Here is a 15,870-nt window from a genome sequence, read left to right as displayed (position 1 = left end):
TCCATGAGCACCAACACCGATCTGTATCGCGCCGCCCGCGACCACCTTGTCGCCGTGATCAGCGACTATGACAAGGCGGTCGGCACTTTTGCGTGGCCCGACATCACCGGGAACTTCAACTGGGCGATCGACTGGTTCGACGTCATCGCTGCGGGTAACGACCGCACTGCGCTGTGGATCGTCGAGGAGGACGGCACCGAGACGAAGGTGAGCTTCGCCGAGATGGCCGATCGGTCCGATCGCGTCGCCACCTGGCTCAAGGGCCTGGGCGTCGGCAAGGGTGACCGCGTCATCCTGATGCTCGGCAACCAGGTCGAACTGTGGGAGGCCATGCTCGCGGTGGCCAAACTGGGCGCGGTGGTCATGCCGACCACCGGTGCGCTGGGGCCCGCCGACCTGGCCGACCGCATCGAGCGCGGCGGGGCCGGGTTCGTCATCGCCAACGCCGCCGACGCGCCGAAGTTCGACGAGGTGCCCGGTGACTACGTCCGCGTCGCGGTGGGGGATCACGCCGGGTGGCACCGCTACGCCGACGCCTACGACGTCACTCCGCAGCGCTTCGAGACCGTCACCAGCGTCGAGGATCCGCTGCTGGTGTACTTCACCTCCGGCACCACCAGCCGGCCCAAACTCGTCGAGCACTCCCAGGTGTCCTACCCGGTCGGCCACATGTCCACGATGGCCTGGATCGGGGTCACCCCCGGCGATGTGCACCTGGCCATCAGCTCGCCCGGCTGGGCCAAGCACGCCTGGAGCTGTTTCTTCGCCCCGTGGATCGCCGAGGCCACGATCTTCGTCTACAACTACGCCCGCTTCGACGCCGCGAGCCTGCTGCACCAGATCCGGCGCGCCGGGGTCAACACCTTCTGCGCGCCGCCGACGGTGTGGCGGATGCTCATCCAGTCCGACCTGGGCGCCAAACCCGAAGGGCTGCGCGAGATCCTGGGCGCCGGTGAGCCGCTCAACCCCGAGGTCATCACCGCCGTCGAACGCGCCTGGGGGCTGACCATCAGGGATGGTTTCGGGCAGACCGAAACCACCCTGCAGGTCGGCAACACACCGGGCCAAACGGTCAAGGCCGGCTCGATGGGCCGCCCGATGCCCGGTGTTCCGGTGGTGCTCGTCGACCCGCTCACCGGGGAACTCGCCGACGAGGGTGAGATCTGCCTGGATCTGCGCACCCGCCCGGTGAACCTGATGACCGGCTACCTCGGCGACCCGAAACGCAACGACGCCGTGATGCACGGCGGGTACTACCACACCGGTGATGTCGCCAGCCGGGACAGCGATGGGTACATCACCTACATCGGCCGCACCGACGACGTCTTCAAGTCCAGCGACTACAAGGTCTCACCGTTCGAGCTGGAGAGCGTGCTGATCGAGCACCCCGCTGTGGTGGAGGCCGCCGTCGTCCCGCAACCACACGACACCCGGCTGGCGATCCCGAAAGCCTATGTCGCCCTTGCCGACGGCTGGGACGCCGACTCCGGTACCGCCCGCGCCATCATGGAGCATGCCCGCGATCACCTCGCCCCGTACCTGAAGGTGCGCCGGGTCGAGTTCTTCGAGCTGCCCAAGACCATTTCCGGCAAGATCCGGCGCGTCGAGCTGCGCACGCGCGAGGATGAAGCGCACCGGTCGGGTACCCCGATCGACACCGAGCACCGCTACGAGGATCTGGTGGACTGAGATGAAAAGTTATGACGCCGGGCCGACGGACGTGCCCATCATCGAAGACACCATCGGTGCGAACTTCGAGCGCACCGCGGCCGAACACCCGGACATGGAGGCGCTCGTCGATGTCGCGCAGGGTCTGCGCTGGACCTACCGCGAACTCAACGACGAGATCGACGTGGTGGCACGGGGATTGCTGGGTCGCGGGATCGCCAAGGGCGACCGGGTGGGCATCTGGTCGCCCAACCGGGCCGAGTGGACCATCGTGCAGTATGCGACGGCCAAGGTCGGCGCCATCCTGGTCAACATCAACCCGGCCTACCGCACCCACGAGCTGGGCTACGTGCTCAACCAATCCGGGGTCCGGATGCTCATCTCGGCCACCGAATTCAAGACGTCGGACTATGTGACGATGGTCGGTGAGGTACGCGCCGAGGCGCCGGCCCTGACCGAGGTGATCTTCCTGGGCACCGAGGACTGGGCGGCGCTGCGGGCCGCCGCGGTCCCCGAGAGCGTGCTGCGGGACCGGCAGGCCACGCTCGCCAACACCGACCCGATCAACATCCAGTACACTTCGGGCACAACGGGTTTCCCGAAGGGTGCGACACTGTCGCACCGCAACATCCTCAACAATGGCTTCTTCGTCACCGAGGGCATCAACCTCAAACCCGGCGATCGGCTGTGCATTCCGGTGCCGTTCTACCACTGCTTCGGCATGGTGATGGGCAACCTCGGCTGCACCACCCACGGTGTCACCATGGTGATCCCGGCGCCCGGCTTCGAACCCGGCGTCACCCTGGAAACCATTGAGAACGAACGCTGTACCGGTGTGTACGGGGTGCCCACGATGTTCATCGCCATGCAGAACCACCCGAGTTTCCCCGAGCGTGACCTGTCGAGTCTGCGGACTGGCGTCATGGCCGGCGCCGTGTGCCCGATCGAGGTGATGAAGCACTGCATCAACGATATGCACATGGCCGAGGTGGCCATCGCCTACGGCATGACCGAGACCTCGCCGGTGTCGTGCCAGACCCTGCACGATGACGATCTGGAACGCCGCACCGCGACCATCGGCCGCGCGCACCCGCACGTCGAGGTGAAGATCATCGATCCCGAGACCGGCGAGGTCGTGGAACGCGGGCAGCCCGGCGAGTTCTGCACCAAAGGCTATTCGGTGATGCTCGGCTATTGGGAAGACGAGGCCAAGACCGCCGAAGCGATCGACGAGGACGGCTGGATGCACACCGGCGATCTGGCGGTCATGCGTGCGGACGGCTACTGCACCATCGTCGGGCGCATCAAGGACATGGTCATCCGTGGCGGTGAGAACGTCTATCCCCGCGAGGTCGAGGAATTCCTCTACAGCCATCCCGGGATCGAGGACGCCCAGGTGATCGGGGTGCCCGATGCGAAGTACGGCGAGGAGATCTGCGTCTGGATCAAGATGAAACCCGGCGCGGACCCGTTGAACGTCGACGCGGTCCGGGAATTCGCGCAGGGCCGGTTGGCGCATTACAAGATCCCACGGTACGTGCACCTGGTCGACGAGTTCCCGATGACCGTCACCGGCAAGATCCGCAAGGTGCAGATGCGTGAGGAGAGCGTTCAGATCCTCGGCTTGTCAGGCCAGTAGCGGGCTCAACCGGCCCGCGTACTCCCGCAGCGTCGGGACCTGCCGGGCCAGCAGCTGGTCCTGGTCGACGCGCCCGGACATCGCGACCGCACCGACGAGCGACCCGGTCGCCGACCTCACCGGCACGGCCACGCACGCGGATTCCTCGCGCAGCTCACCGATCTGGGTGGCCATGTCCTGTGCGCGGATCTCGTCGAGTTGTTGGACCAGGAGCGGCCGTGACGTCACAGTCCGTCCGGTCAGGCCGCGCAGCGGCGAGATGAGCACGGCGTCGATATCGCGCTTCTCGGCCAGCAGCAGCTTGCCGACCGCACTCGCGTGCAGATGATGGTTCAACACGGATTCATCTGCGGGCGGCGGATATTCGTCATCGGAGTCGGCCAGCCGCACCGACGTGTTGGTGAAGTAGAACAGGTGCACGCCGAAACGCACGGACAGTCGCAGTTCGGCCAGTGTGTCCCTGGCGGCCGTGCATACGGCTGGTGACACCGCGGCATCGATCAACACGCCCATCCGTGGGCCGAGTGAGAACCCGGACAGATCCGGCAGTCGCACGATGTAGCCGTCGGCGACAAGCAGATTCAGCAGACGATAGGTGGTGGCCGACGGCATGCCGAGGCGATCCGCGATCTCCTTCGCCGTCACGCCCGCACCGGCCAACGCCACCGCCTCCAGCACCTGCAGTGCGCTCTGCACGGCTTTGGGTTGGCGCCCGGACAGAGCGCCATCGGCGCGCCCGATTCCCCGGTCGCTTCGCTCCTGCCCGCCGGGGCTCACCGGCGCACCTCCCACGGGTTGTAGTCGGCGAAGACGTCACCGGCCACCGTCTCGTCGAACACGCCGACGCGTTCCGCCAGATCGGGCACCGTGCGCCGGCGCAGCGCGAAGGCGGCAAAACCCGTCGCCATCAACGCGACATAGACCGCGGTGGCGATCCACACCGGCGAGGCCACGGTCAGCGCCGCCCAGACGATGATGGCCACCATCATCACGGCCGCGCAGAGCCCGATCACGAGCGGCGCCCGAGTGAGCTCGCCGATGCGGCGCAGGAATGCCGGGGCGGCCAGGCACACCAGGAGATAGGCGCCGATATAGCCGTGCGCGGACACCGCGAGCAGTCCGATGAGCACCTCGCGACTCGACCCGGCGACGAACAGGTAGCCGATCGGCACCGCGACGATGACCGGGACCGTCAGGCAGAGCGCGACGTGCGGGGTGCGCCATACCGGATGGGCGCGGCCGATCCGGGCCGGGAGAACGCCCTCGCGGCCCATCGCAAACAGGGTGCGCGAGAGTGCGGTCGTGGAGCCGATGACGCAGGCGAACCACGATGCGGTGATGCCGAGTTCCATGGCGATCGACAGCACCGCCGACCCGGTTCCCGCACCGTCCGGCAGGGACAGCACGATCGGCACGGAGCCGATCCCGGCGTTGATGGTCCCGGTCGACTGCATGGCCGCGGCGAAGGTGTACAGCACACCAAGGGCCAGCGGGGACCATCGGATGGCGCGGGTCACCGTGACGAACGGGCGTTGTGCCTCACGTGCGACGGTACCTGCGCTCTCGAATCCGACGTATGACGTGATCGCGAGCAGCAGTGCGAACCCCAATGCCGTACTGCTTTCCGGTGCAGTCACTTTCGGCGGATCATGCCCGGCGGTCATGGATCCGGTGAAGGCGATGACCAGGACCGCGGCCGCCACCACGATGGCGAAAATCTCTATCGTCAGCGAGATCCGGGCCGACAGCCGGATGCCGCGCACCATCAAGGCCAGTGCCAGGACGCCCACCAGCACCGCCAGTACGGCGATGGCCGTGCGCCCGTCCGGCACCCCGAGGCGGCCCAGTAGCGCGGTGAGATAGCTTGCGGCGCCCAGGGTGCTGGCCATCGCTGCCGCCGCGTAGCCGATGACCACCGACCATCCGGCCGCGATACCGGCGATCGGCCCCAGGCCCTTCACCGTGTAGCTGTACAGCCCGCTCACCGCGACCATCCGGGTGGAGAACTGGGTGACGCAGTACCCGACGGCCGCCATCAACAGTGCGGTGAAGACGAAGACCGGCAGCGCGGCGTGCCCGGCCGCAGGTATGACCAGCGCAGGCAAGGTGACCATGACCGCCGATGGCGCCACCGCCGATACCGACTGTCCCAGCACCTGGGCGAACGTCAACTGCGCGCGTCGTAAGCCTGAGACCGGCGATCTGCTCTTGATTGCCCGTCTGCCGTCCACGCGTCGCAACCTAACCGATCGCCAACCCGCCCACAGTGTTGTCAGGTAAATCTTCGAGAACTTCAAATGAGAATCGCTCAGGACGATTCCGCCACAAGCGCATCGCCGGCGCCCTCAACTGCACATTATGGACTCGCGAATGAGAATGGCACCGGCATGTCGAATGAGAATGGAATTATGGCGGAAACCCATTCAGAATTAGTGGTGACGCAGCCCACATCGAGGCGTAATCATGAATCCCATGACAAGCCTGCTCAGCTCCGAACTCGACCCGCGCACCGCCGAATTCATCTCCGCTCCGCGCCAGATGTACGTCGACGGGCAGTGGACTGACGCGCTGTCGGGGCGGCGTTTCGACACCGTCGACCCCGCCACCGAACGGGTCATCACCACCGTCCCGCATGCTGGTCCCGAAGACGTGGAACGCGCCGTCGGCGCCGCACGTCGCGCCTTCGAGGCAGGGCCGTGGCCGGTCATGACGCCCGCCGAACGGCAGCGGATGATCTGGCGGATCGCCGAGGGCATCACCGCCCGTGCTGACCAGTTCGCCGAGCTGGAGAGCATCGACAACGGCAAATCCGTGGCGGTCGCCAGGGCCGTCGATGTCACCTGGGCCGCGGAGATCTTCTACTACTACGCCGGCTGGGCCACCAAGATCGAGGGCCGCACGGTGCCGGTGTCGGTGCCGTGGGCTCCCGGCGGACGGTTCCACGCCTTCACGCTGCGCGAACCGGTCGGGGTCTGCGCCCAAATCATCCCGTGGAACTTTCCGCTGGTCATGGCGGCTTTCAAGGTGGCTCCGGCGCTGGCCTGCGGCAATACCGTCATCCTCAAACCCGCCGAGCAGACCCCGCTGACCGCCGTGCTGCTGGCCGAGGTCATCGCGGAAGCGGGCGTGCCCCGCGGGGTGTTCAATCTGCTCACCGGCTTCGGCGATATCGGCGCCGCGCTGTCCGCGCATCCGGACGTCGACAAGGTCGCCTTCACCGGTTCCACCGAGGTCGGTCGCGCGATCGTCAACGCGGCATCGGGCAACCTCAAGAAGGTCTCCCTGGAGCTCGGCGGTAAGAGCCCGCAGGTGGTGTTCGCCGATGCCGACCTGGACGCCGCGATCCCCGGTGTGGCGAGCGGATTCCTGTTCAACCACGGCCAGACCTGCACCGCCGGCACCCGGCTGCTCGTCGAGGACACCATCTTCGACGAGTTCACCGCGGGTGTCGCCGCGCATGCGGCCGGTCTGCGCATCGGCCCGGGCCTGGATCCGGCCAACGACATCGGCCCGCTGGTGTCCCGCGAACAGCTCACCAAGGTCACCGGGTACCTGAACGCCGGCCTCGAACAGGGTGCCCGGGCACTGGCGGGCGGCGGCCGGCACGGCGACACCGGGTTCTATGTCGAGCCGACGCTGCTGGTGGATGTGCGCGACGACTTCAGCGTGTACCGCGAGGAGATCTTCGGGCCGGTCGCGGTCGCGGTGCCCTTCAACCGCGAACGCGGGGTCGGTGCTGCGTCTGTGATCGGGCAAGCGAACGACAGCATCTACGGACTGGCCGCCAGCGTCTGGACCCGCGACGTGTCCACCGCGCACCAGGTGGCCGCGCAGATCAAGGCGGGCACGGTGTGGGTCAACTGCCATAACGCGTTCGACACCGCGCTGCCCTTCGGTGGCTACAAACAATCCGGCTGGGGCCGCGAACTCGGTGAGGGCGCGATCGCCGAATACACCCAGACGAAAGCCGTCAATATCGCGCTCTGAATTCGCGTACGCCAAATGAGAATGCCGTCAAAGTGCATTCCCATTTGAACTCACCGAAGCCTTACCGAACGGCAACCCATTCACGCTCAATTCCACCGAAGGTAGACCCATGACAACTGACGCAGTCCTGGATGCCGGCCGCATGGCCGGTGGCCAGTCTCACCGACTGGCCGGCCGGCTCGGTCCCACCGCCATCGTCTTCATGGTCGTCGCCGCGGCCGCACCCCTGACCGTCGTCGCGGGCACCTTCCCGATCGGCATCGCCGCGGGCAACGGCGCGGCCTTCCCGGCGTCCTATGTGGTGTGTACCGCCGTGCTGCTGCTGTTTGCGGTCGGGTTCACCGCCATGGCCCGCCATATCCGCGGGGCCGGGGCCTTCTACACCTACATCGCACACGGATTCGGCCGGCACGTGGGACTGGGCGCAGCGTTCCTGGCACTGCTGTCCTACACCGCGGTACAGGGCGGCGTGTACGGCTATGTCGGAGCGGCGCTCGATGAACTCGTGACAGCCCATGGCGGACCCACGGTGCCGTGGTATCTCTACGCGCTGGTGATGATGGCGATTGTCGGCATCCTGGGCTACCGGCACATCGAGCTGTCCGGCAAGGTCCTCGGCGTCCTGTTGGTGTGTGAGGTCGGCATCGTGCTCGTCATCAACGCCGCCGTCATCGGCCGGGGTGGCGCCGACGGACTGTCGACTACGGTGCTACATCCCGGCAATTTCTTGCACGGCGCACCGGGTATCGCGCTCATCTTCGCGCTGGCCGGTTACATCGGCTTCGAGGCCACGGCGGTTTTCCGCGATGAGGCCCGCGACCCGGAACGCACCATCCCGCGTGCCACCTATGTGGCGCTGCTCCTCATCGGCGGCTTCTACGCCCTGTCCAGCTGGGTGATGGTCAGCGCCTGGGGCGACACCGCGGCGGTCACCGCCGCCACCGACAGCCCGGCCACGATGCTCACCGACACCGCCACCCGATACCTCGGTTCGGTGGCCGGCGATCTGGTCCAGATCTTCCTCATCACAAGCCTTTTCGCGGCTCTGCTGTCCTTCCACAACGTGCTCTCGCGCTACATCTTCTCCCTCGGCAACACTCGTGCCTTACCGCAGCGATGCGGCCGATCGCATGTCCGCCACGCGTCCCCGCACATCGCGTCGGTACTGCAAACCGTCTCGGCTCTCGTGCTGGTGGTGGTCGCGGTGCTGGCCAACCTCGACCCGGTGGCTCAGGTCTTCACGTGGTTCGTCGGGGCCGCCTCGGTCGGCATCGTGGTGCTGATGACGCTGACCTCGGCTGCCGTCGTCGTCTACTTCCGCCGCACCCGGTTCGACACCCGCAAGTGGCACACCGTGATCGCGCCCGGACTGGGCTTCGTGGGCCTGGCTGTGCTCTCGGTGATGACCGCGGTCAACCTGCCGCTGCTGGTCGGCGGGTCCGCCACCCTGGCCGCCGTCATCGGCGTGCTGCTGGCCGGAGCCTTCCTCGGCGGAGCGGCAGTCGCCATGCTGCGACCACACGCTGGGCACCAAGAAATCCACACCGATAAGGAGATTGCACGATGAGCACCGCATTCGTCGAAAGCGCCGCCACCACAGGAATTCCCGATCACCCGCTGACCCCGCTGAGCGCCGAGGAGATCCGCGCAGTACGCCGCATCGTCGACGAGCGCGGTCTGCTCACCGACAGCGTCCGCTTCGTCTACGTCGCGCTGGAGGAGCCACACAAGAAGACCGTGCAGGCGTTCGCTGCGGGCGACCCGATCGAACGTCAGGCCCGGGTGCTGCTGCTGGACCGCGCCACCGGCCTCGGCAGCGCCCTGGTGGTCTCGGTCACCCAAGGCAAGGTCATGACGCTGGAGAACGTGGATGCGGCCGTGAACGGCCATGTCCCGATCCTGGACCAGGAATTCGAGGATATCGAGGCATTCCTGCTGGAGTGCCCGGAGTGGCTGACCGCCATGAACAAGCGCGGGCTCAACCCCACCGATGTGCGGGCGGTGCCGTTGTCGGCGGGCGTCTTCGGGCACGAAGACGAGGTGGGCCGGCGCATCGTGCGGGTGCTGGCTTTCTATCAGTACGACACGGCCGACCTGCCCTGGGCGCACCCCATCGACGGTGTGGTCGCTTACGTCGACCTGACCGCGCGCCGGGTCACCAAGGTGATCGACGAGATCGAACTGCCGCTGCCCACCGAGCGCGGCCAGTGGGACGCCGAGCCGCACGCGGTGGCGCCCCGCACCGACCTCAAACCGATCGAGATCACCCAGCCCGAGGGCGCCAGCTTCACCGTGGAGGGCAACCAGATCAGCTGGGCCGACTGGAAGTTCCGGTTCGGCTTCGATGTCCGGGAAGGTCTGACCCTGCACCAGCTCTCGATCGCCGACCGCCCGGTGATCTACCGGGCCTCCATCGCCGAGATGGTGGTGCCCTACGCCGACCCGTCCCCGGTCCGGTACTGGCAGAACTACTTCGACCAGGGCGAGTACCTCTTCGGCCGGTACACCAACTCCCTCGAGCTGGGCTGCGACTGCCTCGGCGAGATCCAGTATTTCGACGTCACCATCGCCGACGAAGACGGCAACCCCACACTGATGAAGAACGCAATCTGCCTGCACGAGGAGGACTACGGCGTGCTCTGGAAGCACACCGACATGTTCAACGGGATGGCCGAGGTCCGGCGGTCCCGCCGGCTCGTGATCTCCTTCTTCCTCACCATCGGCAACTACGACTACGGCTTCTACTGGTACCTCTACCTCGACGGCACCATCCAGCTGGAGGCCAAGGCCACCGGCATCGTGTTCGCCTCGGCGCACCGCGGGCCGGATGGCTTCTCCACCGAGATGGCACCCGGGCTGGGCGCACCGTTCCACCAACACCTGTTTTCGGCCCGGTTGGACATGGCCGTCGACGGTGACGTCAACGCCGTCGAGGAGGTCGATGCGGTGGCCGTCCCGATGGGGCCGGACAACCCGTGGGGCAATGCCTTCCGCCCCCAACGCACCCGCCTGACCCGGGAATCCGAGGCGATGCGGACCGCAGACAACCTCAAGGCGCGGGTCTGGCACATCACCAACCCCGACAAGCAGAACCGCTTGGGACAGACCGTCGGCTACGCCCTGCACCCCGAGGGACAACCGGCACTGCTCGCCGACCCGTCCAGCTCGATCGCCCAGCGCGCCGCGTTCGCCACGAAACACCTGTGGGTGACTCGATACGATCCCGCCGAGCGGTACCCGGCCGGCAACTACGTCAACCAGAACCCGGGCAACGCCGGTCTGCCCGCCTACGTCGCGCAGGACCGCGATATCGATGGCCAGGACATCGTGGTGTGGCACACCTTCGGGCTCACGCACTTCCCGCGTCCCGAGGACTGGCCGGTGATGCCGGTGGACTACGCCGGGTTCACGCTCAAGCCGGTGTCCTTCTTCGACCGCAACCCCGCGCTGAACGTTCCGGCTGCGCCGAAGGCGCACTGCTGCGAGAGTTGACGTATGCACGCGGCCGGTCACATGCCCGCTGTCTTCGGACGGCGGGTATGTGCCGTGCTCGCGGTCGCGTCGGCGGTGCTGCACCTGACGATGCTCGGCCACGCGAGCAGTGCCGTGGTGGCCGTGCTGATCGCGGCCATGGCATCGGTCTGCCTGTTCTGCGGGTACGAACTGTGGCGCGCCGGGTCGATTCGCATCTGGTGTCTGGTCGGGGTGATGAGCCTGGCCATGGTCGCGGCGCACCTGTCGCTACCGGGACATCGGCACGCCGAACAACCGGCCATCCCCGGTCCGCCGGCCGAGTCGATGAGCATGCTGATGGGCGTGGCCACCACGGTGTCCCTGGCCGAGGCCGTCATCGCCGCCGCGGTGCTCTGGGTGGTGACCCGACGCCGTGCGGCCGGACTGGTCTGAGGCATCGGCCAGAATGGACGCATGACCTACCCGCAGGTGCCCCCGCAGGCCGCCCCGGTCTGCTACCGCCATCCCGGTCGACAGACCTACGTCCAGTGCACCCGCTGCGGGCGCTACATCTGCGGGGACTGCATGATCTCCGCGGCGGTGGGCCACCAGTGCCCCGAATGTGTGGCGGCGGGCGCGGCCACCATCCGGCCGACGCAGGGCCGGTTCGGCGGCAAGGCGGCCACCGACAAACCGTTGGTGACCTACACGTTGATCGGGATCAACGTGCTGATGTTCGTGTTGCAGATGACCTCGGGGCAACTGGAGAACCGGCTGTCGCTGTGGCCGCCCGCGGTCGCCGACGGTCAGTACTACCGCCTGGTGACCTCGGCGTTCATGCATTACGGGATCACCCACATCCTGTTCAACATGTGGGCGCTCTATGTGGTGGGCCCGTCGCTGGAGCAGCTGCTGGGCCGGCTGCGGTTCGGCGCGCTGTACGGGCTCAGCGCGCTCGGCGGGTCGGTGCTGGTGTTCCTCATCTCCCCGCTCAACAGCGCGACGGCCGGCGCCTCGGGCGCGGTGTTCGGGTTGTTCGGGGCGATCTTCGTGGTGTCGCGCCGGCTCAATCTGGACGTCCGCTGGGTGCTCGGCCTGATCGCGCTGAACGTGGTCATCACCTTCGCTGCACCGTTGTTGGGTGCCGGGGCGATCAGCTGGCAGGGCCACCTCGGTGGCCTGGCCACCGGAGCGCTGGTCGCGGCCGGGTTCGTCTACGCGCCGAAAGCGCAGCGCAACCTGATCCAGGGGGGTGTGACCGTCGCGCTGCTGGCGCTGTTCGCGGTGCTCATCTGGTGGCGGGCCGACCAGTTGTTGACGATGTTCGGCGGCTACCTGAACCTCAGCTGATGTTGTGCTGAGATTGGGCGGTGTCAGCCGCAGTCTCTGAACCCGAGCCCGAACCGGCGGTCAGGGCCCGCGCCATCACCATGCGCGGGCCCTGGGGGCCGGTGTACGGGCCCATCGATCTGGATGTCGACACCGGCGGGGTCACCGCGCTGATCCACCCGGCAGGCACCGGGCGCACCGCGTTGCTGCTGACGCTGGCGGGGCGGATGCGGCCGATCTCGGGCACGGTCACGGTGTTCGGCCACTCCGACGCCCGCAAGATCTTCGGGGCGTCGGCGCTGGCCAATATCGACCAGCTGGACAAGATCGCCGAGTCCGTCACCGTCCGAGACCTCATCACCGAGCAGTTGCGTTGGGACGCACCGTGGTACCGGTTCATCGGGCAGGCGTCGGCGGCCGACCTCGCCGATATCTGCGGGAGCACCTTCGGTGAGGTCGCGCTGCCGGACCTGGGTGCGTACTTCGACCAGATCGGTGAACTCGCCCAGGTGTTGTTGCGGATTGCGCTGGCCAACACCGGGACACCGCCGCTGCTGGTGGTCGGCGATCTGGACGGCATCACCGACGATGGCAACCGCGCCATCGTGCTGGAGCGCCTGAATGCGTTGGGGGAGAACCAGACGGTGATCACCACCTCCGCGAACCCCGTCCCGGGAGCCCGAGCCCAGATTTCTATGGAGAGTTGAGTAGCCATGCTTGCCGGAATGTCGCTGGGCACCGACCTGAAACGATTCTCCCGCGGGGCGATGCCGCGCATCGCGCTGGTCACCGTGGTGCTGATGCCGCTGCTGTACGGCGCCATGTACCTGTGGGCGTTCTGGAATCCGTTCGACGCGGTGAACAAGGTGCCGGTGGCGCTGGTCAACGAGGACACCGGCACCGTCGTCGACGGCAAGAAACTCGACGCCGGTGCGCAGGTCGCCGACGCCCTGGTGGATTCGGGCCAGCTGCAACTGCACCAGGTCTCGGCCGCCGAGGCCGCCGACGGGGTGAGCAGCGGCAGGTACTACTTCTCGGTGACGCTGCCGCAGGACTTCAGCGCCGATGTCGCCTCGCCGTCCGGCGATGCACCGCAGCAGGCGCGCATCGACTTCACGTTCAACGATGCCAACAACTATCTGGGATCGATCATCGGGCAGAACGCAGCCCGCGAGGTGATCAACCAGGTCAATGCGAGCATCGGGCAACGCACCCTGGAGACCGTGCTGACCGGGCTGACCGACGCCGGTGACGGCCTGGTCCAGGCCGCCGACGGTGCCCAGCAACTGGCTTCCGGCAACGCCGAGGCCAATGACGGTGCCCAACGGCTGGCCTCGGGCGCCGATCAGCTGACCGCCGGACTTGTTGTGGCGCGCGACGGTTCGGCCCAGCTGATGGCCGGGACCCGGCAGCTGGCCAGCCGGGTGGACTCGGCCACCGGCCCGCTGCTGGAGATGCTGGACCGGGTGGGCGGTCTGCAACTCGACCCCGACGAGGTCGGCCTGCTCGCGCAGCGGCTGAGCTCCGCGGTGCGCTCCACCACCGACCGGATCGCCGCGCTGAACATCGATCAGGTGCAGGCGGCGGCCATCGTCGACCAGGCGCTGGGTCTGCTGCAGACCAACCCGGACCCGACGGTGCGCCATGCCGGCGACGTGCTGGCCGGTGCGCAACGACTGCTGCGCACCAACGGTATCGACCCGGCCACCGATGACGGGCTGATCCGATTGCGGGACAGCGCGTCCCGGCTGGAAGGCGAACTCGGTGATCCCAACAGCAAGCTGCGGGTGTTCATCACCCGGGCCCTCGACGGTGGCCTGCGCAGCGATGTCGCCGCGCTGAAAGACGGGGTGGACCGGCTCGACAGCGGGGCACACCAGCTCAACAGCGGTCTGGTGCAGTTGGCCAACGGCAGTGGTCAACTATCCGATGGTGCCACGCAACTGGCCGATGGCACGCAGAAGCTGGCCGATGGCAGTGCCGAACTGGCGAGCAAGCTCAAGGAGGGCTCGGCGCAGGTGCCGTCGTGGACGCCGCAGCAGCGCACCGACGTTGCCCGGACCCTAGCCGCACCCGTCACCCTGGAGTTGAAGACCGACAACCCGGCCGCCACCTTCGGCACCGGTTTCGCCCCGTTCTTCCTGCCGCTGGCCCTGTTCATCGGGGCGATGATCATCTGGATGTTGTTGAAGCCCATGCAGTCCCGGCCGATCGTGCACGGCCTGGGTGCACTGCGGGTGGTGCTGGCCTCATACTGGCCCGCGCTGCTGATCGTCGTCTGCCAGGTCTCGGTGATGTATGTGGTGGTGCATTTCGGGGTCGGTCTCCAGGCCAAATACCCGCTGGCGACGGTGGCCTTCCTGCTGCTGATCGGCGCGACGTTCCTGGCCATCATCCAGGCGTTCAACGCGCTGTTCGGGGTGTCGGTGGGCCGGGTGGTGACACTGGCCTTCCTGATGCTGCAACTGGTGTCGGCGGGCGGCATCTATCCGGTGGAGACGACGGCCAAACCCTTCCAGATATTGCACCCGTTCGACCCGATGACCTACGCCGTCAACGGGTTACGGCAGACCATCGCCGGCGGGTTCGACTCCCGGATGGTGGTCGCGGTCGCGGTGCTCGTCGGACTGCTGGCCGCGGCGCTGGCCGCCAGTTCGTGGGCGGCGCGCCGGGACCGGCAGTACACGATGGAGCGGTTGAATCCGCCGATCGAGGTTTAGCGGCGCAGCGCCAGTGCGCCCGGGCCGGTGAACACCAGCACCGCGAAGATGAAGCTGTACAACGCGGCGGTCTCGCCACCGTTGTCGATGGGCCAGAAGCGGTCCGGGAAGTGCTTCCAGAAATAGGCGACCGCCATCACGCCCGAGGCGATGAACGCGGACACCCGGGTGAGCACACCGGCCGCGATGAGCAGGCCGAACACCACTTCCAGCAGGCCCGCCCACCAGCTCGGCCAGGCGCCGACGGCGACGGTCGATGCGCTGGGGAAGCTGAACAGTTTGACCGTGCCGTGCATGGCGAACATCAGGCCGACGAGGATCCGGAACACGCCCAGCACGATGGGCGCCTTGGCTGTCAGCGGATCCTGAAATCGCGCGACGGTGTCGTTGGTGGATGTGGACATGCGTCAGATGTTGGCACGCAAGTACCGGAATGTGGGGGCTACCCCCAGGCCCGAGAGATATTGCGTTTCAGTCAATTAGCGGCGTGACACCGCGAGCGACCCGGGGCCGATGAAGACCAGCAACAGGAAGATGAAGCAGTACAGCACCGCACTCTCGCCACCGTTGTCGATCGGCCAGAAGCCGTCCGGGAAATGTCGCCAGAAATAGGCGACCGCCATCATGCCGGAGGCGATGAACGCGGCCACCCTGGTGACCAGGCCGACCGTGATGAGCAGGCCGAGGACGATCTCGAGCACGCCGGCCCACCACGCCGGCCAGGCGCCGAACGCCACCGGGGTACCGCTGGGAAAGGCGAACAGTTTCGCGGTTCCGTGCATCGCGAACATCAGACCGACGAGGATCCGGAAAATGCCTAGGGCGACACCGGAGTTCGACGTCAGACGTGCGTCGACCGCCGATGTCGAGCGGGCGATGGAGGTGGACATGATCTTCGACCCTTTCGGTAGCGGCACGGACGGCTGCCTGGACCAAGTCTTCTGGTTGGACCGGCGCGGAGGGCCACTCTCATAGACGATTCACATGTTGGAGCGGGTGACCCCACGGCGGGCAGCGGCGACAATGGTCCGGTGACGACCGCACCGACCGACGGCCAGGGGCCGCGCCGTGCCA

The 15,870-nt window shown here is 67.1% G+C and carries 13 protein-coding genes; 9 read left to right on the top strand and 4 right to left on the bottom strand.

From position 1 onward, the window contains the following. Positions 1-3: 3 nt before the first annotated feature. Complete coding sequence (locus C6A86_RS23835; RefSeq protein ID WP_311100897.1) at positions 4-1,689, top strand: AMP-binding protein; 1,686 nt, start codon at positions 4-6, stop codon at positions 1,687-1,689. 1 nt (position 1,690) lies between these two features. Then, positions 1,691-3,307 (top strand): AMP-binding protein, encoded by a 1,617-nt coding sequence (locus tag C6A86_RS23830; protein ID WP_105362931.1) that lies wholly within the window; start codon positions 1,691-1,693, stop codon positions 3,305-3,307. Here C6A86_RS23830 and C6A86_RS23825 read toward each other — a convergent pair. Further along, complete coding sequence (locus C6A86_RS23825; protein WP_396834178.1) at positions 3,296-4,084, bottom strand: IclR family transcriptional regulator; 789 nt, start codon at positions 4,082-4,084, stop codon at positions 3,296-3,298. The two genes, C6A86_RS23830 and C6A86_RS23825, sit on opposite strands and share 12 nt — an antisense overlap. Next, positions 4,081-5,538 (bottom strand): APC family permease, encoded by a 1,458-nt coding sequence (locus C6A86_RS23820; protein WP_105362932.1) that lies wholly within the window; start codon positions 5,536-5,538, stop codon positions 4,081-4,083. The genes C6A86_RS23825 and C6A86_RS23820 overlap by 4 nt, the downstream gene beginning before the upstream one ends. A 241-nt stretch (positions 5,539-5,779) precedes the next feature. Here C6A86_RS23820 and C6A86_RS23815 point away from each other — a divergent pair, with 241 nt between their 5' ends. The 7 genes from C6A86_RS23815 to C6A86_RS23785 all read left to right on the top strand — a co-directional run bounded on the left by C6A86_RS23815 (position 5,780) and on the right by C6A86_RS23785 (position 14,796). Continuing rightward, positions 5,780-7,294 (top strand): aldehyde dehydrogenase family protein, encoded by a 1,515-nt coding sequence (locus tag C6A86_RS23815; protein ID WP_105362933.1) that lies wholly within the window; start codon positions 5,780-5,782, stop codon positions 7,292-7,294. 109 nt (positions 7,295-7,403) lie between these two features. Next, entirely contained in the window at positions 7,404-8,861 is a 1,458-nt protein-coding gene (locus C6A86_RS23810) for an APC family permease (protein WP_105362934.1), read from the top strand. Then, positions 8,858-10,786 carry a primary-amine oxidase gene (locus C6A86_RS23805; protein WP_105362935.1) on the top strand — a complete coding sequence of 643 codons (1,929 nt, stop codon included), beginning with the start codon at positions 8,858-8,860 and terminating at the stop codon, positions 10,784-10,786. Before C6A86_RS23810 ends, C6A86_RS23805 begins: the two co-directional genes overlap by 4 nt. A 3-nt stretch (positions 10,787-10,789) precedes the next feature. After that, positions 10,790-11,200: a hypothetical protein gene (locus C6A86_RS23800; RefSeq protein ID WP_233212966.1), complete on the top strand. Its 411-nt coding sequence runs from the start codon at positions 10,790-10,792 to the stop codon at positions 11,198-11,200. Positions 11,201-11,221: 21 nt separating this feature from the next. Next, the gene (locus tag C6A86_RS23795) at positions 11,222-12,097 is read left to right on the top strand and encodes a rhomboid family intramembrane serine protease (protein ID WP_105362936.1); all 876 of its coding nucleotides are present in this window, start codon (positions 11,222-11,224) and stop codon (positions 12,095-12,097) included. Between the two features lie 20 nt (positions 12,098-12,117). Then, positions 12,118-12,783: an ATP-binding cassette domain-containing protein gene (locus C6A86_RS23790; RefSeq protein ID WP_396834174.1), complete on the top strand. Its 666-nt coding sequence runs from the start codon at positions 12,118-12,120 to the stop codon at positions 12,781-12,783. An 18-nt stretch (positions 12,784-12,801) separates the two neighbouring features. Next, entirely contained in the window at positions 12,802-14,796 is a 1,995-nt protein-coding gene (locus tag C6A86_RS23785; protein ID WP_199196152.1) for a YhgE/Pip domain-containing protein, read from the top strand. Here the strand turns inward: C6A86_RS23785 and C6A86_RS23780 are convergent. After that, positions 14,793-15,200 carry a DoxX family protein gene (locus tag C6A86_RS23780; protein ID WP_105362938.1) on the bottom strand — a complete coding sequence of 136 codons (408 nt, stop codon included), beginning with the start codon at positions 15,198-15,200 and terminating at the stop codon, positions 14,793-14,795. The two genes, C6A86_RS23785 and C6A86_RS23780, sit on opposite strands and share 4 nt — an antisense overlap. Positions 15,201-15,275: 75 nt before the next feature. Beyond that, positions 15,276-15,686, bottom strand: coding sequence for a DoxX family protein (locus tag C6A86_RS23775; RefSeq protein ID WP_105362939.1), 411 nt, complete (start codon positions 15,684-15,686; stop codon positions 15,276-15,278). Positions 15,687-15,870 lie beyond the last annotated feature (184 nt).

The organism is Mycobacterium sp. ITM-2016-00316 (assembly GCF_002968335.2).
GTDB lineage: Bacteria > Actinomycetota > Actinomycetes > Mycobacteriales > Mycobacteriaceae > Mycobacterium.
Note: the sequence above shows the minus strand (reverse complement) of the source record. Positions and strands in the feature narration are given on the sequence as shown.

Coding starts and splice junctions, on each gene's coding strand:
- C6A86_RS23835 (WP_311100897.1), top strand. CDS start 4: ATGAGCACCAACACCGATCTGTATCGCGCCGCCCGCGACCACCTTGTC.
- C6A86_RS23830 (WP_105362931.1), top strand. CDS start 1,691: ATGAAAAGTTATGACGCCGGGCCGACGGACGTGCCCATCATCGAAGAC.
- C6A86_RS23815 (WP_105362933.1), top strand. CDS start 5,780: ATGACAAGCCTGCTCAGCTCCGAACTCGACCCGCGCACCGCCGAATTC.
- C6A86_RS23810 (WP_105362934.1), top strand. CDS start 7,404: ATGACAACTGACGCAGTCCTGGATGCCGGCCGCATGGCCGGTGGCCAG.
- C6A86_RS23805 (WP_105362935.1), top strand. CDS start 8,858: ATGAGCACCGCATTCGTCGAAAGCGCCGCCACCACAGGAATTCCCGAT.
- C6A86_RS23800 (WP_233212966.1), top strand. CDS start 10,790: ATGCACGCGGCCGGTCACATGCCCGCTGTCTTCGGACGGCGGGTATGT.
- C6A86_RS23795 (WP_105362936.1), top strand. CDS start 11,222: ATGACCTACCCGCAGGTGCCCCCGCAGGCCGCCCCGGTCTGCTACCGC.
- C6A86_RS23785 (WP_199196152.1), top strand. CDS start 12,802: ATGTCGCTGGGCACCGACCTGAAACGATTCTCCCGCGGGGCGATGCCG.
- C6A86_RS23780 (WP_105362938.1), bottom strand. CDS start 15,200: ATGTCCACATCCACCAACGACACCGTCGCGCGATTTCAGGATCCGCTG.
- C6A86_RS23775 (WP_105362939.1), bottom strand. CDS start 15,686: ATGTCCACCTCCATCGCCCGCTCGACATCGGCGGTCGACGCACGTCTG.